General features: G+C 73.8%; 19 protein-coding genes and 1 pseudogene. 9 read left to right on the top strand and 11 right to left on the bottom strand.

What is annotated here, in order from left to right; genetic code table 11:
* Genes allB through Cs7R123_RS09680 form a run of 5 tightly spaced genes read left to right on the top strand, consistent with a single transcriptional unit; the run spans position 1 to position 4,269 of the window.
* Positions 1–1,284 (top strand): allantoinase AllB, encoded by a 1,284-nt coding sequence (gene allB / locus Cs7R123_RS09700; RefSeq protein WP_244871980.1) that lies wholly within the window; start codon positions 1–3, stop codon positions 1,282–1,284.
* Complete coding sequence (alc, locus tag Cs7R123_RS09695) at positions 1,281–2,258, top strand: allantoicase (RefSeq protein WP_244871728.1); 978 nt, start codon at positions 1,281–1,283, stop codon at positions 2,256–2,258. Before allB ends, alc begins: the two co-directional genes overlap by 4 nt.
* The gene (locus Cs7R123_RS09690) at positions 2,255–2,836 is read left to right on the top strand and encodes an NTP transferase domain-containing protein (RefSeq protein WP_212825304.1); all 582 of its coding nucleotides are present in this window, start codon (positions 2,255–2,257) and stop codon (positions 2,834–2,836) included. The genes alc and Cs7R123_RS09690 overlap by 4 nt, the downstream gene beginning before the upstream one ends.
* Positions 2,829–3,959 (top strand): XdhC/CoxI family protein, encoded by a 1,131-nt coding sequence (locus Cs7R123_RS09685; protein ID WP_212825302.1) that lies wholly within the window; start codon positions 2,829–2,831, stop codon positions 3,957–3,959. Before Cs7R123_RS09690 ends, Cs7R123_RS09685 begins: the two co-directional genes overlap by 8 nt.
* 1 nt (position 3,960) lies before the next feature.
* Positions 3,961–4,269, top strand: coding sequence for a GNAT family N-acetyltransferase (locus Cs7R123_RS09680; protein ID WP_212825300.1), 309 nt, complete (start codon positions 3,961–3,963; stop codon positions 4,267–4,269).
* Between the two features lie 3 nt (positions 4,270–4,272).
* On the opposite strand, the gene Cs7R123_RS09675 is transcribed toward Cs7R123_RS09680, so the two are convergent.
* Positions 4,273–4,995, bottom strand: a complete 723-nt coding sequence (locus Cs7R123_RS09675; RefSeq protein ID WP_212825298.1) for an SCO1664 family protein — start codon at positions 4,993–4,995, stop codon at positions 4,273–4,275.
* Between the two features lie 122 nt (positions 4,996–5,117).
* Complete coding sequence (locus tag Cs7R123_RS09670; RefSeq protein WP_212825296.1) at positions 5,118–5,696, bottom strand: DUF3090 domain-containing protein; 579 nt, start codon at positions 5,694–5,696, stop codon at positions 5,118–5,120.
* A gap of 88 nt (positions 5,697–5,784) precedes the next feature.
* Here Cs7R123_RS09670 and mshC point away from each other — a divergent pair, with 88 nt between their 5' ends.
* Positions 5,785–7,026, top strand: a complete 1,242-nt coding sequence (gene mshC / locus Cs7R123_RS09665) for a cysteine--1-D-myo-inosityl 2-amino-2-deoxy-alpha-D-glucopyranoside ligase (RefSeq protein ID WP_212825294.1) — start codon at positions 5,785–5,787, stop codon at positions 7,024–7,026.
* 203 nt (positions 7,027–7,229) lie between these two features.
* Here mshC and Cs7R123_RS09660 read toward each other — a convergent pair whose 3' ends face one another.
* The 7 genes from Cs7R123_RS09660 to Cs7R123_RS09630 form a co-directional block, all read right to left on the bottom strand.
* Positions 7,230–7,724, bottom strand: a complete 495-nt coding sequence (locus tag Cs7R123_RS09660) for a hypothetical protein (RefSeq protein WP_212825292.1) — start codon at positions 7,722–7,724, stop codon at positions 7,230–7,232.
* A 61-nt stretch (positions 7,725–7,785) separates the two neighbouring features.
* Positions 7,786–8,238, bottom strand: a complete 453-nt coding sequence (locus tag Cs7R123_RS09655; protein ID WP_212825290.1) for a hypothetical protein — start codon at positions 8,236–8,238, stop codon at positions 7,786–7,788.
* Between the two features lie 51 nt (positions 8,239–8,289).
* Positions 8,290–8,778, bottom strand: coding sequence for a hypothetical protein (locus tag Cs7R123_RS09650; RefSeq protein WP_212825288.1), 489 nt, complete (start codon positions 8,776–8,778; stop codon positions 8,290–8,292).
* 60 nt (positions 8,779–8,838) lie between these two features.
* Positions 8,839–9,210: a hypothetical protein gene (locus tag Cs7R123_RS09645; protein ID WP_212825286.1), complete on the bottom strand. Its 372-nt coding sequence runs from the start codon at positions 9,208–9,210 to the stop codon at positions 8,839–8,841.
* Positions 9,211–9,279: 69 nt separating this feature from the next.
* Complete coding sequence (locus Cs7R123_RS09640) at positions 9,280–10,101, bottom strand: GntR family transcriptional regulator (RefSeq protein ID WP_212825285.1); 822 nt, start codon at positions 10,099–10,101, stop codon at positions 9,280–9,282.
* 191 nt (positions 10,102–10,292) lie between these two features.
* Positions 10,293–11,159: a PAC2 family protein gene (locus tag Cs7R123_RS09635; protein ID WP_212825283.1), complete on the bottom strand. Its 867-nt coding sequence runs from the start codon at positions 11,157–11,159 to the stop codon at positions 10,293–10,295.
* 160 nt (positions 11,160–11,319) lie between these two features.
* Positions 11,320–16,209, bottom strand: coding sequence for a diguanylate cyclase domain-containing protein (locus Cs7R123_RS09630; RefSeq protein ID WP_212825280.1), 4,890 nt, complete (start codon positions 16,207–16,209; stop codon positions 11,320–11,322).
* A 289-nt stretch (positions 16,210–16,498) separates the two neighbouring features.
* On the opposite strand from Cs7R123_RS09630, the gene Cs7R123_RS09625 reads away from it, so the two are divergent.
* On the top strand, positions 16,499–17,251 hold the full coding sequence (locus tag Cs7R123_RS09625; RefSeq protein WP_244871979.1) for an META domain-containing protein: 753 nt from the start codon (positions 16,499–16,501) through the stop codon (positions 17,249–17,251).
* Between the two features lie 632 nt (positions 17,252–17,883).
* Here Cs7R123_RS09625 and Cs7R123_RS09620 read toward each other — a convergent pair.
* Together Cs7R123_RS09620 and Cs7R123_RS40110 are read right to left on the bottom strand one after the other, a co-directional pair.
* Entirely contained in the window at positions 17,884–18,174 is a 291-nt protein-coding gene (locus Cs7R123_RS09620) for a DUF1622 domain-containing protein (protein ID WP_212825276.1), read from the bottom strand.
* A 299-nt stretch (positions 18,175–18,473) separates the two neighbouring features.
* Positions 18,474–18,857 (bottom strand): annotated as a pseudogene (locus tag Cs7R123_RS40110) (DUF1622 domain-containing protein); the annotation flags it as partial.
* 131 nt (positions 18,858–18,988) lie between these two features.
* On the opposite strand from Cs7R123_RS40110, the gene Cs7R123_RS09610 reads away from it, so the two are divergent.
* Positions 18,989–19,327, top strand: a complete 339-nt coding sequence (locus Cs7R123_RS09610) for an Imm51 family immunity protein (protein ID WP_212825272.1) — start codon at positions 18,989–18,991, stop codon at positions 19,325–19,327.
* 231 nt (positions 19,328–19,558) lie between these two features.
* Positions 19,559–21,106: an MFS transporter gene (locus Cs7R123_RS09605; RefSeq protein WP_212825270.1), complete on the top strand. Its 1,548-nt coding sequence runs from the start codon at positions 19,559–19,561 to the stop codon at positions 21,104–21,106.
* Positions 21,107–21,114: the final 8 nt, after the last annotated feature.

Here is a 21,114-nt window from a genome sequence, read left to right as displayed (position 1 = left end):
ATGATCTTCCGGTCGTACCGGGTGTTCACGCCGGAGGGCGAGCGGCCCGCCGACGTCGCCGTCAGCGGCGGGCGGATCGCCTCCGTCGCCGGGCACGGGGCGCTGACCGGCCCCGACGTCATCGACCTGGGGGAGTGCGCACTGCTGCCCGGCCTGGTCGACACGCACGTGCACGTCAACGAGCCGGGCCGCACCCAGTGGGAGGGCTTCGACACCGCCACCCGCGCCGCGGCCGCCGGGGGCGTCACCACGATCGTCGACATGCCGCTCAACAGCATCCCGCCGACGGTCGACCCGGCGGCGCTGGCGGTCAAGCGCGCGGCGGCGGCCGAGCAGTGCTACGTCGACGTCGGCTTCTGGGGCGGCGCCGTGCCCGGCAACGCCGCCGAGCTGCCGCGCCTGCATGCCCAGGGCGTCTTCGGGTTCAAGGCGTTCCTCATCGACTCCGGGGTGCCGGAGTTCCCGCCGCTGGACCCGGCCGGGCTGGAGCAGGCGCTGCGCGCCGTCGACGCGCTGTTCGTGCTGCACGCCGAGGACCCGGCGCTGGTGCGTACGCCCGCGCACGCCGCGCACTTCACCGACTTCGTCGCCAGCCGCCCGCCGCAGGCCGAGGCGTCGGCCGTGGCCACCGCGATCGGCCTGGCCCGGCGCACCGGCGCCCGGGTGCACATCCTGCACCTGGCCGCCGCCGAGGCCGTCGCCGAGATCGCCAAGGCCAAGGCCGACGGCGTACGCGTCACCGCCGAGACCTGCCCGCACTACCTCACCCTGCGGGCCGACCAGGTGCCCGACGGCGCCACCGAGTTCAAGTGCTGCCCGCCCGTGCGCGACGGCGCCCACCAGGACGCCCTGTGGCAGGGGCTGCGTGACGGCGTCATCGACGCGGTCGTGTCCGACCACTCGCCGTGCCCGCCCGAGCTGAAGGCAGGCGACTTCGCCACCGCCTGGGGCGGCATCGCGTCGGTGCAGCTCAGCCTGCCCGTGGTCTGGACCGCGGCGGTGACCCGGGCGGTGCCGCTGGCGCAGGTCGTCGGCTGGATGGCGCAGGCCCCCGCCGACCTGGTCGGCCTGCCCGGCAAGGGCCGCATCGCGGTCGGCGCCGACGCCGACCTGGTCGCGTTCGACCCGGAGGCGGAGTTCACCGTGGACGCCGCGGCGCTGCTGCACCGGCACCCGGTCTCGCCGTACCAGGGGCGGCGGCTGCGCGGGGTGGTCCGCGACACCTGGCTGCGCGGCCGCCTGGCCGGCGCGGAACCGTTCGGCCGACTGCTGGAGCGCCCATGATGTTCGAGGAATCGCTGGACCTGGCCTCGCGGGCGCTCGGCGGCAGCGTCGTGGCCGCCAACGACGAGTTCTTCGCCGAGCGCGACAACCTGATCAACCCGTGGGCGCCGGGGTTCACCCCGCGCACCTTCGGCGCCAAGGGCCAGGTGTACGACGGCTGGGAGACCCGCCGCCGCCGCGAACCCGGCCACGACCACGCGATCGTCCGGCTCGGCACCCCCGGGGCCGTCCGGGGCGTCGTCGTCGACACCGCGCACTTCACCGGCAACTACCCGCCCGAGGCGGCCGTCGACGGCTGCCTGCTCGCCGGCTATCCGTCGCCGGGCGAGCTGGCCGGGGCCGACTGGTTCCCGCTGGTGGAGCGCTCGCCGTTGCAGGGCGACACCCGCAACCGGTTCCCGGTGGACTCGCCGCGCCGGGCCTCGCACGTGCGGCTGAGCATCTTCCCCGACGGCGGCGTGGCCCGGCTGCGCGTCTACGGCGAGCCCGCGATCGACCCCGACCTGCTGCCCGACGTGTTCGACCTGGCCGCGGCCGAGTACGGCGGCCGCGTGCTCGACTGCTCCGACCGCTTCTACGGCTCGCCCGGCAACCTGCTGCTGCCCGGCCTGGCCGCGACCATGGGCGACGGCTGGGAGACCCGGCGCCGCCGCGACGGCGGCAACGACTGGGTACGGGTCCGGCTGGCCGCCCCCGGCGTGCCTGCCCTGATCGAGCTGGACACCTCGCACTTCAAGGGCAACGCCCCGGGCTGGGCCGCGCTCACCGGCCCGGACGGCGAGCAGCTGCTGCCGCGTACCCGGTTGCAGCCCGACACCCGGCACCGGTTCCGGCCCGCGATCGCGGCACCCGTCGACGAGGTGCTGCTCGACGTCTACCCCGACGGCGGCATGGCCCGGCTGCGCGTCCACGGCGCGCTCACCCCCGACGGCCTGGCCCGCCTGGCCAAGACCTGGCAGGAGGACGGCCGGTGAGCCCGGCGGGGCTGCTGCTGGCCGCCGGGCAGGGGCGGCGCTACGGCATGCCCAAGGCGCTGGCGCGGCTGCCCGACGGCGAGCCGCTGGTGCGGCGGGCGCTGCGGACGCTGCGCGAGGGCGGCTGCGACCCGGTCGTGGTGGTGCTCGGCGCGGGCGCCGACGAGGTGCCGCCGCTGCCCGACGCGCAGGTGGTGGTCAACGAGGACTGGGCCACCGGCCTGGGCTCGTCGCTGCGTACGGGGCTGGCCGCGCTGCCGGAGGAGGTGCAGGCGGTGGTGGTGCTGCTGGTGGACACGCCCGGGATCACCCCGCAGGCGGTGCGCCGCGTCGCGGCCGGGGCCCGCGCGCAGACCCTGCGGGTGGCCACCTACGGCGGTGAGGGCGGGCACCCGGTGCTGCTCGGACGCGACCACTGGGACGGGGCGGGGCGACTGGCCGTCGGCGACGTCGGCGCCCGGCCGTACCTGGTCACCCAGCTGGTGGAGGAGGTGCCCTGCGACGACGTCGCCGACGGCACCGACATCGACTCGCCCGCCGACCTGGACCCGGCCGTCCCGCGGGACCGCGATGCGTGACGTGCTCGACGAGCTGCACCGCTGGTGGGCCGAGGGCGCGACGGTCGGGCTGGCCACGGTCGTGCGCACCTGGCTCTCGGCGCCGCGCCAGCCGGGCGCGGCGATGCTGGTCGCCCCCGACGGCGAGGTCACCGGGAGCGTCTCCGGCGGCTGCGTCGAGGCGGCCGTCTACGAGCTGGCCGTCGACCCGGACGGGCTGCCGCTGCTTCAGCGCTACGGCGTCAGCGACGACGACGCGTTCGCGGTCGGCCTGACCTGCGGCGGCATCGTCGACGTGTTCGTGGAACGGGTGTCACGGCAGACGTTTCCCGAGCTCGGCGCGGTCGTCGCCGCGATCCGGGCGGGGCAGCCGGTGGCCGTGGCGACCTGCGTCGAGCCCGCCGACCACGAGCGGTTCGGGCGGCGGCTGATCGTGTGGGCCGACCGGACCGCCGGGTCGTTCGGGTCGCCGCGCCTGGACGCGGCCGTGGCCGACGACGCCCGGGGCATGCTCGCCGCCGGGCGCACCGGCACGCTGCGCTACGGCGCCGACGGGCAGCGGCGCGGCGACGAGCTGACCCTGTTCGTGGCGTCGTACGCCCCGGCCGCCCGCATGATCGTGTTCGGGGCGATCGACTTCGCCGCCGCGGTGGCCCGGATCGGATCGTTCCTGGGGTTCCGGGTCACCGTCTGCGACGCCCGGCCCGTGTTCGCCACCGCCCGGCGCTTTCCGGCCGCCGACGAGGTGGTGGTGCAGTGGCCGCACCGCTACCTGGCCGAGCAGGCCGGCCTCGGGCTCGTCGACGAGCGGACGGTGCTGTGCGTGCTCACCCACGATCCGAAGTTCGACGTGCCGCTGCTGGAGGTGGCACTGCGGCTGCCCGTGGCGTACGTCGGGGCGATGGGCTCGCGGCGCACCCACGACGACCGGCTGGCCCGGCTGCGGCTGGCCGGGCTCACCGACGCCGAGCTGGGGCGGCTGCGCTCGCCGATCGGGCTGGACCTGGGCGCGCGCACCCCGGAGGAGACCGCCGTCAGCATCGCCGCCGAGATCGTGGCCAACCGGTGGGGCGGCTCCGGCGCGGTGCTGTCCGAGGTCGACGGTCCGATCCACCACCGCGGCGCCGGGGTGGGCCCGTACTAGGATGGTGGCTGTGACGATCGAGGTGGCAGACGCGCCGGCCAAGGGGCGGTACGAGGCACGCGACGGCGACGCCCTCGCCGGGATCATGACCTACCAGGTCACCGGCAACATCATCGCGTTCACGCACACCGAGGTGTTCCCCGACCACGAGGGCCAGGGCGTCGGCGGCGCCATCGCCCGCCGGGTCATGGACGACGCCCGCGCGGCGGGCCGCACCGTCGTGCCGGTCTGCCCGTTCCTGGCCGGATGGCTGGAGCGCCACCCGGAGTACAGCGCGATCGTGGTCACCGACCACCGCCGGGTGAAGTAGCCCTCAGATCGGCGGCCACGGGATGGCGTGCCGGTCGTCCGGCGGCTGCGGCAGCGTCCCGTCCGCGACCAGGTGCTTCACCCGGGTCTGCAACGCCTCGACCTCGGCCGCGGCCAGCAGGTCGGACAGGATGCCCGCGTCGAAGCCGCGCAGCGCCACGGCCACGTCCGGCGCCAGGGCCCGGCCCGCGAACCCCCACAGCACGGTGCGCAGCTTGTCCTCGGTGTGGAAGCAGATGCCGTGGTCGACGCCGTACAGCCGTCGGTCCGGGGTCGCCAGCACGTGCCCGCCCTTGCGGTCGGCGTTGTTGACGATCGCGTCGAACACGGCCATCCGGGCCAGGCCCGGGTCGTCGGCGTGCGCCAGCAGGTACGGCCGCCCCGCGTCGTCCTCGGCGGCCGCGATCGGCAGCCAGCCCCGCGGCAGCTCGTCGGCGGGGACGAAGTCCACCGGCGGCTCGGTCACCTCGTCCAGCCACAGCTGGCACGAGCCGGGGCCGAGCGGCCCGTCGCGCATCACCGTGGTCGGCACGATGTCCCAGCCCAGCGCATCGCTCACCGCGTACGCCGCGACCTCCCGCGCGGCCAGGGTGCCGTGTGGGAAGTCCCACAGCGGCCGCTCGCCGCGCACCGGCTTGTAGACCGCCCGGAAGGTGTGCCCGTCGGCGGTCAGGATCACGCGCAGGGTGGTGTTGGAGGCCTCGACCAACCGGCCTTCGATCTCCATGTCGGCATCGCGCAGCAGGCGCCCGAGCTCGGTCTTGTCGTCTACGGGAGGGATGGCCCGACCTCCTCGGCTGCTCTGCCTGCCTTTTACCTTCGGTGGCCGTTACATGACCACCTACGGTTTCACCTTCGGTGGTAGCCGTTGTGCCGGGGGCACAGGTGCCCGGCCGGGTCCAGCGGCTGGCCGCACAGCGGGCACGGCGGCCGCCCTGCCGCCACGACCCGCTTGGCGCGGTCGATGAAGTTGCGCACCTCCTGCGGCGTGAGCCGCACCCGCAACCGGTCCAGGTCGTCGGAGATCTCCGGCGCGTCCTCGGCGTCGGCTTCGTCACCGGTGTCGGTCTCGGCCTCGAACTCGGCCTCCTCGGCCGCGATCGCCTCGATCACCACCGTACTGGACTCGACGTCGAAGGCCAGCCCCAGCGTGCCGACCCGGAACTCCTCGTCGACCGGCGCGTCCAGCGGATCGTTGTCCGCAGGCAGCTCGGTGCCGGGCAGGTCCGCCCCGAAGCGGTGATGTGCCTCGGTGAGCAGCTCTTCAAGCTTCTCCGCCAGCAGCGCCACCTGCATCTTCTCCAGTGCGACGCTGATCAGGCGGCCCCCGCCACGCGCCTGGAGGAAGAACGTGCGCTCACCGGGCGAACCCACTGTGCCTGCCACGAACCGCTCCGGCGGCTCGAACGCGTACACCTGATGGGTCATGCCTCGACCCTAGCGTCACGCGCGGGCAAGCGGGTAACCCCTCGAGGCTAGATCCGCTCTCGGCAGAATGCTGGTTAGGCTGGCGGACATGGAATCGTGGTCCGGACTCGACGTCCCACGCCTACCCGGCGCCGGTCAGCCCCTCGTTCTCTTCGACTCCGCCCGCCAGGGCGCGCACCCCAGCCGCCCCGCCGGCGGGCACGCGACCATGTACGTCTGCGGCATCACCCCCTACGACGCGACGCATCTGGGCCATGCCGCCACCATGATCACGTTCGACCTGGTGAACCGGCTGTGGCGTGACGCCGGCCACGAGGTCACCTACGTCCAGAACGTCACCGACATCGACGACCCGCTGCTGGAACGGGCCAACCGCGACGGCGAGGACTGGAAGGTCCTGGCCATGCGCGAGACCGCCCTGTTCCGCGAGGACATGGAGGCGCTGCGGATCATCCCGCCCGCCCGCTACGTCGGCGCCGTCGAGTCGATCCCGGCCATCGTCGAACGCGTCGTGTCGCTGCTGGAGACCGGTGCCGCGTACCGTCTGGACGACGGCACCGGCGACGTCTACTTCGACATCAGCGCCGCACCCCGCTTCGGGTACGAGTCGAACCTGTCCCGCGAGCAGATGCTCGTCTTCGCGGCCGAGCGCGGCGGCGACCCCGGCCGCCCCGGCAAGCGCGACCCCCTCGACCCGCTGCTGTGGCGCGGCACCCGCCCCGGCGAGCCGTCCTGGGAGGGCGGCCTGCTCGGCGCCGGGCGCCCCGGCTGGCACATCGAGTGCGCCGTCATCGCCCTCGGCCTGCTCGGCGACACCATCGACGTGCAGGGCGGCGGCAACGACCTGCTCTTCCCGCACCACGAGTGCTCGGCCGCCCACGCCGAGGTGCTCACCGGCCGGGCCCCCTTCGCGGCGCACTACGTGCACGCGGGCATGATCGGCCTGGAAGGCGAGAAGATGAGCAAGTCGCGGGGCAACCTCGTCTTCGTCTCCCGCCTGCGCTCGGACAACGTCGACCCGATGGCCGTACGGCTGGCGCTGGTCACCGACCACTACCGGGCCGACCGGTCCTGGACCGACGAGCTGTTCAAGACCGCCGAGGCCCGCCTGGCCCGCTGGCGCCGGGCCGCGCAGGCCCCCGCCGGGCCGTCCGGGGCGGAGTTCCTCGCCGGGGTGCGCAACAAGCTCACCGACGACCTGGACACCCCGGGGGCGCTGGCCCTCATCGACGCCTGGGCCGACGACACCCTCGCCGGCGCGGGCACCGACCGCGACGCGCCCGCGCTGATGGCGCGGACCCTCGACGCCCTCCTCGGCCTCGCACTCTGACCGGGTGAGGAAGGGCACCTTCTTACCGCATCACGTGGAAGAAGGTGCCCTTCCCCACCCGCCGTCACCGGACGGCGCTGCCGCTGCCGCTCAGGGTTCGTGCAGTTTCGGGGAAACTGCACGAATCGAGGCCAAGATTCCAGCACTTTCCCCGAAACTGCACCGCCAGCCACCGCCACCGCGCGGTCCGGGGCTGGGTGGGGCTAGGGGAGGGGCCGGCCGGTGCGGGCGGCCTCCCGGTGCTGCTCCAGCCACGTGATCAGCGCTTTCACGTTCGGCCGGGTCATGCCGATGTCCCTGCGGATGCCGCCCTGCCGCTCGGCGACCACCACCGGCGTCTCGAAGCGCCGCCCGCCGGACAGGTCGATCCAGAGCCGCTCACCCTGCTCGTCGGGCCGCAGGACCACCGCCTCGATCTCGGTGGAGGCGAACCGCTGGAACCGGAACCCGTCGCTGACCACGATCGAGCCGCCTTCGACGAACACACCCCGCCTGAGCTGGGTCACGACGAGCACCAGCATGCCGACGAGAAACGGCGTGTGGAGGAACCCGCTCGGATTGTGTCCGGTAACCAGCCCGCCGATGAAGGCCACGACCGACAGGAGCACGACAGCCCCGAAAAGGGAGGTGATCACGGTGCTGTGACCGCGTGCTTCCGGGGTCAGGCGCCGCAGTCCGGGACGGCCGAAGTAGAGCATGGCCACGATTGTGCGCGGCCCGCGCCCGTCCCGCTGCCCCCTCGGCGGCCCGGTCTCGCGGTCAGGCGGCTGTATTGGTCGGGACCTGGCCGGTGGCGGCGGCGCGCCGGAACTCCAGATTCGCGATCAGGGCGTCGAGCTGCGGCTGGCTCATCACGATGAGGTGCTTGTCCTTGTCGAGTCCGACCGGCGTCGGGTAGCGCCTGCCGTCGGTGAGGTCCACCCAGAGGGTCCTGGGTTTGCGCTCGTCGCGGCGTACGGCGAACCCGGCCACCTCGTTCCAGCGCACCGTGAACGTTGCCCCGCCGCCGACCCGCAGCTTCGCGGCGGAGGCGAAGATCCCGGTGCGCAGGAAGCGGATGGTCCCGGCGATCATGATGAGCAAGGAGAGCAGGCCGACCCGCTCACCCGCGACGATCAGGAACACCCCCATCAACCCTAGGACCGGGTAGATGAGGCCGGAACGGCTGAACGGGGTGAGCCGCTGGCTGTCTCTGTCGAATGGCTGCCACACGCGGCCATTGTGTACGGCGCGGGCCACCCGCGCCGCCCCGTCGCGGCCCGCTCAGCCGGCCGTTCGGGCGATGGCCGCCTGCCGCAGCCCTTCCAGCTCCTCGACCAGGCGCAGCAGCGTGAACCGCCGCATCGGGATCAGGTCGTCCCGGTGGGCCACCGCGTCGGCGGCCACGACGACGGGCGTCTCGACCTGTCGGCCGTCGGCCAGGTCGATCCAGAGGATCTCGGACCCGGCCGCCGCACGCAGCGTGAACCCCGTTATCTGGGCGAGTGCGACCCGCCGCAGCCGCATCCCGGTCCCGACGACCAGGAAGCCGTCGCCCACGTGGACGCCGCGCACGAGCTCCATCGCCTTCGCCCCACAGAACCACAGCCAGCCCAACCCGGCGAGGTTGTCCTGCTCGGGGCCGTGCGCGATGATGTCCGTGACCATCAGCGTGCAGATGAACAGCAGCATCCAGAAAGCGATGAGCGCGCGGCGACGGCCCCGCAGGCGCGGCGTGACCCGCCGTGTGCGCGGCAGCGGGAAGATCTGCACGGCTCGAATGGTGCACCATGCGCGCACCGTCCGCTGTCCCGTCGCGGCCGGTGGGACCGGTCAGGCGCGCGGACGCGGCTGCGGGCGGGTGCGCCCGGCCGGGCGGGGCGGCTGCGCCGGTGCGGGCCGGCGGGGCGCGGCGGGCCGGGCCGGCGGGGCGGCGGCCTCGCGGCGCAGCTGCAACGCGACGTACCCGAGGCGCGCGGCCAGCGCGAACACGCCCAGGCACAGCGCTCCGAGCAGCAGCACGCCGGTCGAGGCGACACCGTCGGCGATCCCGACGACCAGGATGGCCAGCAGCGCCAGTCCGATCACGACCACGACCAGGGCGCCCAGCGTGGCGACGAACGCCTGCGGGGATTTGCGGCCGGTGCCTCCCGGCCGCTCCGCGGCGCCGCGCTTACCTGCGGCGACGTCTCGGCGAAGGGTCATGCGTTCCATCCTCGCGACCGGTGCGCTCGCGCGCAGGAGAAAAAGTGTCGGCCACCCGACATTAAGGGATCAGCCCAGCACCAGGCCCGGATCCGGGTCGCCATCGAGGTCCGCGTCCGGGCGTGGCGCGGGCACCCGGTAGTCCTCCGTGAGTGTCGTCATCGGTCCCGGCCAGGTCGCCTGGGCCACCTCGATGGGGCGGTGGTCGGCGTCGTACGCGACGTGCAGCAGGTGCAGCACCGGCGTGTCGGGGCGGATCTGGAGCACCTCGGCCTCCTCGCGGGTGGGCAGCCGGGCGGTGATGGTGTCGGTCGCGGTGGTGTAGCGGCGCCCGGTCACCTCCTCGACCTCCTGGTACAGCGGGCGGCCGAACGACTCGAACCGCTCCAGCCCGCTGCCCGCGGCGTCGGTCGGGCGCAGCCACGAGGCGCCCACCTCCACCGTGGCCTCCTGGGTGCGCACGAGGTGGCGGCGCACCACCAGCTCGGTGCTGTCGGGGACGCCGAACGCGTCGGCCACCTCGGCCGGGGGGACGGCCCGGCCGACCTCGGTGAGCTGCTGGCGGTAGCGGGCGGCCAGGTCGGCGTGGTAGCCGCGCTGGGTGCCGTAGCGGCCGCGCGACAGCCGGTTGAGGCGGCGCCGGGTGCCGCGCACGAACGTGCCGGAGCCCGGCTTGGTGATCAGCAGGCCCTCGATGCGGAGCTGGTCGATGGTGCGCTGCACGGTCTGCTTGGCCACGCCGTACATCTGGGCCAGGGCGGGGATCGAGGGCAGCTGCTCGCCCGCGGCCCAGTCACCCCTTCTGATCTTCGCGCGCAGCTGGGCGGCGATCTGGCGGTGCGGATGCTCCGCCGCGCCCGGATTGATCCCGCCGATGCCCGTCTCGGTCATGAGAGGGATCATGCCGTACGAATGTCCGAATACCTAGCGTCCTAGGACTGCCTAGCGACAGTGTCGCGCCCCCCAAGATCAGCCAAGTTGCCGGGCAGTCGGGCGTATCTTGCACCGTCTTTCGCCCGGCTGCCCGGCAACTTGGCTGATCAAGGACGACCGGTCGGCCGGTCGGAGGAGGGGAGGGCGGGTTACCAGGTGCCGTGGGTGGGGCCGTGGGAGCCGCCCCGGCGGCGCAGGTACTTCTCGAACTCGACCGCGATCTCGTCGCCGGACAGCGGCTTGATCGCGTCGCCCGCCCGCTCCTCCAGATCGCGCAGGTATTCGGCCAGCTCGGCGTCCTGGGCGGCGGCGGCGCGGACCCGGTCCTCCCACTCGGCCGACTCCTCGGCGAGGTCGGCCATGGGCACCGGCAGGTCCAGCACCTCCTCCAGGCGGTGCAGCAGCGCCAGCGTCGCCTTCGGGCACGGCGGGTTGCTGGCGTAGTGCGGCACGTGCACCCAGAACGACATCGCGTCCAGCTCGGCGCGGCGGGCGTTCTCCTGGAGCACCCCGACGATGCCCGTCGGGCCCTCGTACCGGGTGGGGGTCAGCTTGACCTTCTCCTCGGCCGCCGCCTTGCCGGTCACGGTGCCGCTGATCGGCAGCGGCCGGCTGTACGGCACGTCGGCCAGCAGCGCCCCCAGCAGCACCAGCCGCTCCACCCCGAGGCTGTGGCAGATCTCCAGCACCTCGCCGCAGAACGTGCGCCAGCGCAGGCTCGGCTCGATGCCGCGGATCAGCACCACGTCGTGCTTGGCCCCCGGCGGCGAGGCCACCAGGAAGCGGGTGCTGGGCCACTCGATGCGCCGCTCGTCCTCGACCAGCGTGATCAGCGGCCGGTTCACCTGGAAGTCGTAGAACTCCTCGGGGTCGACCACGGCCACCTCGCGGGCATCCCACACCTGCTCCAGGTGTTCCACCACGGCGGTCGACGCGTCGGCAGCGTCGTTCCACCCCTCGAAGGCGGCGATGGCGACAGGGGAGCGCAGGACTGGAAGGCCGTCGAACTCGGTCACGCCTGTCAGCCTACGGCGAAGCGCCGCGTCGTCCAGGCGAGTCGGGCGCGCTGGCGCGTCGCGCCGGTCACACCGACGCCAGTGGCTCGTCTCGACGTCCGCCTGAACGGCGGACGTCGTCGACTCCCACCGGCGGCATCGAGCAGCCCTGATTCCGCCCTCAGGCGGCGGCGCGGACCTGGTTGCGGCCGCTGCGCTTGGCCCGGTACAGCTCGACGTCGGCCAGCCGCAGCAGGTCGTCGGCGTCACGGCCCGGACCGGGCACCATCGAGGCGACCCCGACGCTGACCGTCACGATGCCGTCGCCGGCCATCACGTGCGGCTCGCGCAGCGCCGCGACCGCGCCCCGCAGGCGTTCGCCGACCTGCCGGGCCCGGTCGATGCCCAGGCCGGGCATGAGCACCGCGAACTCCTCGCCGCCGTAGCGGGCGACCAGGTCGGCCGGGCGCAGGTTGCGGGTCAGCTCGGCGGCGACCCGTTGCAGGCAGTCGTCGCCCGCCGGGTGGCCGTAGTGGTCGTTGTACGGCTTGAAGTGGTCGATGTCGACCATCGCCAGCGCCAGTGACGTGCCGGTGCGCCCGGCGTGGTGCCAGGCGTCGGCCAGCCGCTGCTCCCAGCGGCGCCGGTTGGCCAGCCCGGTGAGTGCGTCGGTGGTGCTGAGCAGCTCCAGCCGGGTGTTGGCGGCGGTCAGCTCCTCGGTGCGTTGGGCGACCGTACGCTCCAGCGAGGCCAGCACCGTGGCGTTGTCCAGCGACACGGCCAGCTGCCCGGCGATGAGCAGCACGGTGTCCAGCCGCTCGGCGGAGAACGCCTCGCGGATCAGGTGGTTCTCCAGCAGCAGCAGCGCCTGCCAGGCGCCCCGGTTGACGATCGGCACGGCCAGCAGCGAGCACGTGTCCAGTCCGGCGAAGTACGGGTCGCGGGCGAACCGGTCGTCGCGGGCGGCGTCGCCGACGACCAGCGGTTCGCGGGTGCGCTCGACGTACCGGATGACGGAGGCGGGGGCGGCGGGCCGGTCGCCGGGCTGCTGGTCGGGCAGGGACCAGTGCTCGCCGTCGGCGTCGCGCAGCAGCAGGTGCACGGCGGTGGCGCCGGTCATGTCGCTGAGCACCTCGACCACGCGGGCGCGTACGCCGTCGAAGGTGGTCTGGGAGCTGAGCGCCTGCGACGCCTCAAGGATGCCGAGCAGGTCGATGGTGCTGGTGAGGATGGGCCGCTGCGGTTCGGTGGGGGCTGCGGGGCCGGGGGTGGTCGGCGGGTAGGCGCGGTCCAGGCGGGCGACCTTCGCGGTGGCGCCCCATGCCTGGTAGGCGTGCCGGGCGTCGTCGAGCAGGTCGCGCCCGGCGGTGGGCATGTCGTGGGCGAGGTAGAACCGGGCGGCGCGTTCCAGGATGAGGGCGCGGTGCCAGGGCCGCTGCCGGGTGGCGGCCTCGCGCCGGGCGGCGTCGAAGGCGCGGGCGGCGGTGGCGAAGTCGCCGCGGGCGGCGGCGTTCTCGGCGCGTACGAGCAGCAGCAGGTGCTCGAAGTTGGTGGCGCAGTCGGCGCTGCGCTGGGCCAGCCAGCGCGTGCACGCGTCCAGGTCGGACAGCAGCCCGGCCCGCGCGGCGGGCGGGGCGGCGGGGATGCTGTCGGCGAGGTCGAGGGCGCGCAGCAGCTGCGTGACCGCCACCGGGTACGTCGCCGGGTTGGTGTGCATGAGCGCGGCGGCGGCGGTGACGTGGCGGTGCAGCGCGTCGGGCTCGCCGAGCAGTGCGGCGGCCAGCGCCCGGGTGACGTGCACGTTGGACGCGGCGACGATGTTGCCGGACAGGGTGTCCAGCAGCGCGTCCTCGTCGGCGTACGCCTCGACGTGCTCGCCGCGCAGGGTCGCGGCCAGCCGCCGGTAGGGCAGGTACACGTCGGTGGACTGGTCGTTGCCCGTGCGGGTGGCGAACCCGAGGCCGGCGTCGACCTCGGTGAGGTAGCTGTCGAGGCTGGGCGCGTAGTCGAGCAGGCCGTAAACGGTGACGTAGTAGGTGTGGCAGGCTTTTTGCAGGTCGCCGCCGTGCAGCAGCCCTTCGCGGGCGAGTTGCGCCTGGCGGACGGCGTCCTCCAGGGGCTCGTACCAGTGGCCGGTGCTCAGGGCGTACAGGAAGCGGGCCTGGGAGGTGTCGGGTTCGTAGCCGCGGGCCTGCGCGGCGGCGAGGAAGCGGCGCATGGCGCGGTGGCCGGTGCGGTAGTCGGCGCGGCGGCCGACGGTGACGAACATGGTGTGCGCGACGGGTCCGACCAGGGCCGGGACCGGGCCGTGCTTGGCCCAGCAGCGCAGCGCCTGCATGGTCAGCCAGCACATGGTGGTCTGGTCGCTGAAGAACGCCGGGGCCATCATCCGGTTGATGAGCGCGGCGGCGGCCAGCAGCCGCGGGTCGGCAGGCTCGGGTTTGGCCAGGTCGGTGTCGACGTCGCCGTGGTCGAGCCAGCGGCCGAGCCGGTCGAGGTCGGACTCGATCTGGTCGTCCATGCGCTCCCGCGGCGGGGCGTGGATGCCGAGCCGGTCGAGCATCTGCACGCCGAGCTCGACGGCCTGCGCGGCCCGGCCCTGGTTGGTGAGGCTGAGCACGCGGACCAGGGCGGCGTCGGCCAGGTCGGCGGGGTCGGCGCACAGCTGCTCGACGGTGCGGTAGACCTCGTCGGCCTCGTCGAGGCGGCCGAGGCCGTACAGGGCGGCGTGGCGGGCGGTGTGCAGCCGGATCAGGCGGGCGGTGTCGTCGGGGTCGGCCAGGGTGATCGCGGCGGCGAGGTAGCGCTCGGCGGCGGCGTTGTTGCTGAGGATCTTGGACCGTTCGGCGGCGCGGGCGAACAGGCCGGCGGCGCGGCAGCGTTCCGGCTGGTCGGTGATGCGGTCGGCGACCTCCAGGTACTGCTGCGCGGCGAGCTCGGCCAGGCCGGGGTCGTCGTCCGGGTCGAGCCGTCCGGTCAGGCGGCGGGCCAGGTCGAGGCGCAGCCGGGCCAGTCTCGGGCCGGGCAGGCTGTCGAGGATCGCCTGGCGCACCCGGTCGTGGCGGAACCGGACGACGTCGGCGGGGTCGCCGGGTTCGAGCACGAGCAGCCCGTCGTCGAGGGCGGGGACGAGCAGCTCCTCGACCGCGGCGGCGGACTGGCCGGAGACGGTCTGGAGCAGGGTCAGGTCGGCCTTGCCGCCGAGGCAGGCCATGATCTCGACGGCGCGGTGGGCGGGGTCGGGCAGGGCGCGCACCCGGGCGGTCCACAGGTCGGCGACGTCGGCCTGGCGCAGGTAGCGGGCCAGGCCGGGTCCGTCCCAGGACCAGCCGTCCTCGTCGAGGCGCAGCACGCCGTCGCGCCGCAGCGCGTTGATCAGTTCGACGGTGTCGTACGGGTTGCCCAGCGTGCGCTGCACGACGGGCCCGGCCAGCTCGGCGGCGTCGTGCGGGTCGAGGTGCAGCAGGTCGCCGACGAGCTCGGTGGTGCTGGCGGCGGGCAGGTTCTCCAGCCGGATGCGCAGCGGTTCGACGCCGAGCCGCCGCCAGCGGGCGGTGATCGCCGCCAGGGGGTGGGTGGCGTCGACCTGGTCCTCCCGGTATGCCCCGACCAGCAGCAGACCGTCGGGCGGACCTTCGGACACCAGCAGGTCGATGAAGCCCAGCGGCGTACGCGCCGCCCACTGGAGATCGTCGATGAACATCACCAGCGGCCGCTTCGGCGACACGATCCCGGCGAGCAGGTCCACCCCGGCGCGCTGGACGCGGGCGGCGGCCTGCATCGTGTCGCCGCTGTCGGAGTCGTCGGGCTCGACCCGCAGCAGCGCCGCGAACTCGGGCAGCACCGCGGCGATCAGCCCGGCGTTGTGCCCGAGCGAGCGCAGCACCCGGGCACGCAGCTCGACCAGCTCCTCCTCGGGCTCGGCGAGCAGGAGCCGGCCCAGCGCGCGCGTGGCCTGGCTGACCGCGTCGTACTCGCGGTCGTGGCGGTGCGGGTCGAACTTGCCCGACACGAACCAGCCGCCGCCGGCCGACGCGATGGCGCGCAGCTCGTCGACGAGCGAGGTCTTGCCGACCCCGGCGCCGCCGCTGACCAGCAGGCCGCGGCCCAGGCCGCTCATCGCGTCGGCGAACGCCGTGGCCAGGGTCTGGATCTCGGGGTCGCGGCCGATGATGCGCGACTGGGGCAGCAGCCGCAGCGGCACGTCGTTGGCGCCGACCCGCAGCCCGGCCGGGCTGCCGGGCGGGGCGTCGCGCAGCAGCGCGAGGTCGTGGGCGAGGCCTTCGGCGCTCTGGTACCGGAGGTCGGGCTCCTTCTCCAGCAGGTGCATGATGACCGCCGACAGCTCGGCGGGGATCCTCGGGTCGGCCTCGGCGGGCGGCACGGGGCGCCGGGCGAGGTGGGCGTGGCTGAGCCGCAGCGGATCGCCGGTGCCGAACGGCGGCGCGCCGGTGGCGAGCTCGTACATGGTGGCGCCGAGGGCGTACAGGTCGGCCCGCTGGTCGACGGCGCGCCCGGTGCGCCCGGTCTGCTCCGGGGCCAGGTACGGCAGCGAGCCGACGATCTCGTTGTGGTGGGTGAACTCGGGCCTGATCTCCGCGAACGCGGTGGCCAGCTCGAAGTCGACCAGGCACACACCGCCGCCGGGCGGCAGCACGACGTTGGCCGGGCAGACGTCGCGGTGTACGACGTGACGCCGGTGGATCTCCGCCAGGGCACGCGCCAGGTCGAGCGAGATCGTGACGACCTCGCCCGGCGGCAGCGGCTTGGCACGCTGGGCCAGGGTGGTGCCGCCGGGGTCGACCAGGACCAGGGTGCCGCGTTCGGCGAGGGTGTCGGCGAGCTGGGCGACGCCCTCGGCGCCGCGCAGGCGGTGCAGGATGGCCAGCTCGTGGTCGGTGCGCTTGACGGCGTCCGGGCCGAGCGCCTGTTTGACGATGACGGACCCGCCGCCGGGCAGGAACCGCCGGGTGACCAGGGTGCGGTCGCTGCGGTGCAGCTGCTCGGGCCGTGCGTCGTCGAGCGGCGGGCTGTCACGTCGCTGCTCGTCGTTCGCCGCCGGATCCGTCAAAACACCCAGTTCTCCATGGTACGTACGCACGAAATGTCGATGTCACCAAGAATAGACCGTTTACTCCCCCCGGCTGGCCGCTCGCCCGTTGGGTGATCAGCGTCTCCGGCTAGAACCCGCGGCCCGGGGCGGGAGGCGGGCCGCGGACGCCGATCACCACCCGGCCCGGCCCACCTCTCGCCCCGGGCCGGGTGGTGATCGGCACCCGGCCGGTGGGAACCGGGGGCGGGGGTGGCGAGTCGAAAGGGGCATGTCTGGTGTTGTGCGTACCGTTGCGATCTTGTCCGTCGTGCTGCTGGCCGGGGCGTGTGCCCGGCCCGTCGACGCCGGGTCGGCCGGCCCGGACGCCGCAGCGGTGCTGGCGGGGCGGACGTTCCTGTCGACGTCGGTGGCCGAGAACGGGACGGCACGGACCCTGGTGGCCGGCACCCGGATCCGGCTGACGGTGCAGGAAGACGGGCGGATCGACCTCACGGCGGGGTGCAACCACCTTGTCGGCATGGGCGCCTACGGTGGCGGCAGGCTGGTCGTGGACGGTCTCGGGTCGACCGAGATGGGCTGCGACCCCGCCCGGCACGACCAGGACAGCTGGCTCGCGAAGTTCGTCGAGGCGGGGCCGTCGTGGTCCGTGGCCGGGGACGTGCTCACGCTCACCGATGGGAAGACGGAGATCGTCATGCAGGACCGGGCCACCGCCGAGCCGGACCGGCCGCTGGCCGGCACCCGCTGGCTGGTCGACACCGTGATCACGGGCGACGCGGCGGGCTCGGTGCCCACCGGCGCGGCGTACCTGGAGTTCACCGACGGCCGGGTGGAGGGGTCGACGGGGTGCAACCAGCTCGGCGGGACCGCGGTCCAGCGGGGCGACAAGATCGTCTTCTCGGCGCTGCGCACCACCAAGATGGCCTGCGCCGACGACCTGAACCGGCTGGAGCAGGCAGTGCTGGCGACCCTGACCGGCGAGGTGACCTGGAAGGTCACCGCCGACCGCCTCTCCCTCACCGGCCCCGCCGGCCACAGCCTGTCCCTACAGGCCAAGTAACACCCTCCCTCAGCACCGCCGTCCCACCAGACACGCCGTCCCGTCCCCACCTGCCACCAGCCGTGGGGCCCGGGGCCGGTGGTCGTCGCCAAGGTCCCACCGAGCACGCGGTCCCATCCCCACCGGGCCGCCGTCCCACCAGGCATGCCGTCCCCTGCCCCGCGCACCCGGCCCTGCCCGGCGCACCCGGCCTGAAGTACTCCGGTCCGCCGACGCCCTCCGCGCGGCCGCAGCGGTTCCCCGCGCCGGTACCAATGATCGGTGTCTGCGGTCGGAACCTGCTCTGCTGCCGAACATTCCGACCGGAGAAACCGATCATCGGTATCCGGTCGGCGCCCGAGCCCGAGACGACGGTCCGGGCCGACAGCGACGGTGCGGGCAGATCGCCACATGATCGGCGTTTCCGGTCTGGATCTGGGGTGGTGGGGAAGGTTTTGACCGCAAGTGCTGATCTTTGGGCTGGTGGCGCGGCCGGGAGGGGGCTGTTGAGGTGGGTGGCGGGGGAGGTGATCGGCGTTTTCGGTCAGGTCGTGATGTGGTGGCGGGCATTTTGACTGGGAGCGCCGATCATCGGGGCGGAGCCTTCGGTCGGTCCGCGGGAGTGGCGGGGTCGGGCGGTGGGGAGGTTGGCGCTAGCGGCGGGTGGCGGTCGTCGGGGCCGGGGCGGTGGGCGGGGTGTCGGCCGGGTGGCGCAGGGCCGCGCTCAGCAGACGGCGTATCGCCAGGATGGCCGCCGCAGCGGCCACCGCCTGCCACGGCACGGGCAGTGCAAGCCGCAGCAGCCCCGCAGCCAGCCAGAAGTCCAGCGCCACGGCGAGTGCCAACCGTGCCGTAGCGCCCGTGGCCAGCACCAGCCCGCCCGCGACCAGCCCTGCCGCGACGCAGGCCATGGCAGCGAAGTTGATCAGAGCTGCCGCGGTCACGTCCAGCCCCGACTCCCGCGCCCGGTGCCGCCTGAGCCCTCGCCGCCTGAGCCCTCGCCGCCTGAGCTCCCGCCATCAGAACCCTCGGCACCTGAGCTCCCGCCGCCCGAACTCTCGCCATCGGAACCCCCGCCGCTTGAGGTCCCGCCGTCTGAGCTCCCGCCGTTGGAAATCCTGGCGTCGGAGCCGCTGCCGCCTGAACCCCTGCCGTCGGAGCCCCCGGCGTCGGCACCCTTGCTGACCGGAGTTCCGGCGGCGGAGCGTGGGCTGGTCGGACGCCTGTGGCTGGGACCCATGTCGTCGGCCGGGTCTAGGCGCGGTCCGGCCGCGGCGGCGAGTTCGGCCCGTTCGTCTCTGATCTCGCGGTTGAGGAAGAAGTTCAGCGCGGTGCGGATCGCCGCGATCGCGGCCAGCTCGCCGATGTCGCGTAGCGTCGGCGCGATCGCCGTGCGCAGGATGTCGCCGGCGAGCTGGAACTCCAGCCCGAGCACGAGAAACCGCCCCAGGCCCAGCCGGATCGGCGTGAAACTCTCGGTACGCCGTACCCGGACGGCGGTGGTGACGAACTGCGCGAACGCCAACGCGGCGCCGACGAAGATGATCAGCGCGCCGGCGAACTCGACCAGCTTGACCAGCAGGTCCACCACACCGGCCAGCGTCAGCGTATCCAGCGAGTCGCCCATCGCGCCCCGTCCCCGTGGCAGTCAGCTATGTCTACCAGCTACGCCGGCCTGCGCGCCGCCGTTCGCCATCCACGCGCCCACGCGTCCACGCGCCCGCGCGGGCGGGCCGGGCGTGTGCGAGGCTTCGCGCCATGACCCCGTTGAAGTTGATCGAAACGGATGCCGGCAAGTACTCGCTTCTGCTGAACGCGGGCACCACCGAGGTCGACGAGCTGATCGAGGAGCTCGGCCACGAACCGAACGGGTACTTCTGGGAGGGCGTCGCCCGGCTCGTCGTCGAGCACGAGGCCCCCGACCTGGACGGCCGCTTCGGCTACGACCCGGAGGCCGGCATGTTCTGCGCGTACGGCACCGACCGGGCCGCCCTGGCCGAGCTGGGCGAGCTGCTCGGCGGTGTCGCCACCGACGGCGACCGCCTGCGCGCCCTGGTGGCCCTGGCGCAGGCGACCGGCGTCGAGTTCGACGACTGAGCCCGGGAGGAATCCGACGACCGAGCCGGAGCCGACCGAGCCGGAGCCGACCGAGCCGGAGCCGACCGAGCCGGAGCCGACCGAGCCGGAGCCGACCGAGCCGGAGCCGACCGAGTCGGAGCCGACCGGGCCGGAGGGGTATGAGCTGGGGGAGTCGGCGACGGAGGTCGAGTCGGCACGATTACCGCGAACCAGCCGGGAAGCGGACATCCCGCCGGTAGGCTCGGGATCATGTACAGCGGCGCGGGTGACGACTACCGGCCCGATCCGCGCCGGTGGCACGCCCTGAGCGTGTGCCTCATCGGCGGCTTCATGGCCCTGCTCGACGTCAGCATCGTCAACGTGGCGCTGCCGTCGATCCGGATGGGACTGCATGCCACGGACAGCGATCTGCAATGGGTGCTCTCCGGGTACGCGCTGGCCTTCGGCCTGCTGCTGGTGCCCGCGGGCCGGTTCGGCGACATGCACGGGCGGCGCAACGCGTTCGTCGCGGCGGTCGCCCTGTTCACGCTGTCCAGTGCCGCGGCCGGGCTGGCCCGCACCGCGCTGATGCTGGTGCTGGCCCGGCTCATCCAGGGCGCCGCGGGCGGCATCATGAACCCGCAGATCAGCGGCCTGATCCAGCAGCTGTTCCGGGGTGCCGAACGCGGCCGGGCCTTCGGCATGCTCGGTGCGATCGTCGGCATCTCCACCGCGATCGGCCCGCTGCTGGGCGGGCTGCTCATCCAGGCGGCCGGGGTGGCGCAGGGCTGGCGCTGGGTCTTCTACGTCAACATCCCGGTCGGGGTGGCGGCGATCATCATGGCGTACCGCTTCATCCCCGCCTTCTGCGACAACCGAAGACGCAAAGAGAGCTTCGACCCGGTCGGGGTGCTGCTGCTGGCGGTCGGGGTGGTGCTGGTGCTGCTGCCGCTGATCCAGGAGCAGACCTGGTCGTGGCACCAGACGTGGCTGCTGCTCGCGGCAGGGATGGCCGTGCTGGCCGGGTTCGTGGTCTGGGAGCGGCGGTACGCGCGCACCGCGACCCCGATGGTCGACCTGAAGCTGTTCCGCCGCCGCTCGTACGCCCTGGGCACGCTGCTGGGCCTGGTCTACTTCGCCGGCTTCACCGCGATCTTCTTCATCTTCACCCTCTACCTCCAGCAGGGCCTGGGCTACTCGGCGCTACAGGCCGGCCTGGCCACGCTGCCGTTCGCGCTCGGCTCCGCGGTGTCGGCGGGTGCGGGCGGGCGGGTGGTGACCCGCATCGGTCGTACCCTCATCGCGATCGGCCTGGGCCTGGTGGCCGTCGGCCTGGCCGGGGTCGAGCTCGCCGTCGAGCTGGTGCCGGGCCGTGCCGACGGCTGGGCCACCGCGCTGCCGCTGCTCATCGCGGGTGTCGGCAGCGGCCTGGTGATCGCCCCGAACCAGACGCTGACGCTGGCCGAGGTGCCCGTCGCCGGGGCGGGCAGCGCCAGCGGCGTCCTGCAGACGGGGCAGCGCATCGGGGCTGCGGTCGGTATCGCGGCGATCGGCGCGATCTTCTTCGAGGGCCTGGAGAACTCGCACGGCGACTTCGCCACCGCGTTCCGCCACGGACTGCTGCTCACGATCGCGTTCGTGCTGGCGGCGCTCGTGGTGGCCCTGATCGACGTCCGCGCCGGGCGCCGCACCGCCCGGGAGTCGGCCGGTGCCCCGGCCGCCGCACCGACCGCGAGTCCCGCAGCCGGGTCCGGGGCTCCCCGCACCGAACCTCCCGCGAACTTCGCCCGGCACGCGGAGGGCCCGGCCACCGACTGACCGCGCGC

Source organism: Catellatospora sp. TT07R-123 (assembly GCF_018327705.1).
GTDB lineage: Bacteria > Actinomycetota > Actinomycetes > Mycobacteriales > Micromonosporaceae > Catellatospora.
The sequence above is the reverse complement of the archived record's forward strand: the minus strand, read 5'-3'. Positions and strand labels throughout refer to the sequence as shown.